This is a genomic window from Chitinimonas violaceus (assembly GCF_052601015.1).
In genome coordinates this window covers 1-254 of sequence record NZ_JBQXDJ010000300.1, presented here as the reverse complement: position 1 = coordinate 254, position 254 = coordinate 1, and the positions used below count along the sequence as shown (strand labels likewise).

Here is a 254-nt window from a genome sequence, read left to right as displayed (position 1 = left end):
ACGCTGCAGGTTGATGGGCATCAGTGGCGCGTGGCCTACGAACCGCTCCATCGTTTCATCGAAGCACGGCGCACGCCATAAACCCGAAGCGCCTGCCGTGGATAGATGCTGCTCGCCGGGGGTTTACTGGCTAACTGCCGATTGGTCGCCTCAAAGATGCTGTTACTCGCACCTGCGGCAATGAGCCGCTCCTTGAAGGTCCAAAGGGTGGTACGGTCTGGAATCTGACTGCTACTGCGTAGACCGACAAAGCG

1 pseudogene is annotated in these 254 nt (G+C 59.1%); it reads right to left on the bottom strand.

Annotated features, from left to right (window positions below):
* Positions 1-35: 35 nt before the first annotated feature.
* Positions 36-254, bottom strand: a pseudogene (locus ACUHMQ_RS21385) (hypothetical protein); the annotation flags it as partial.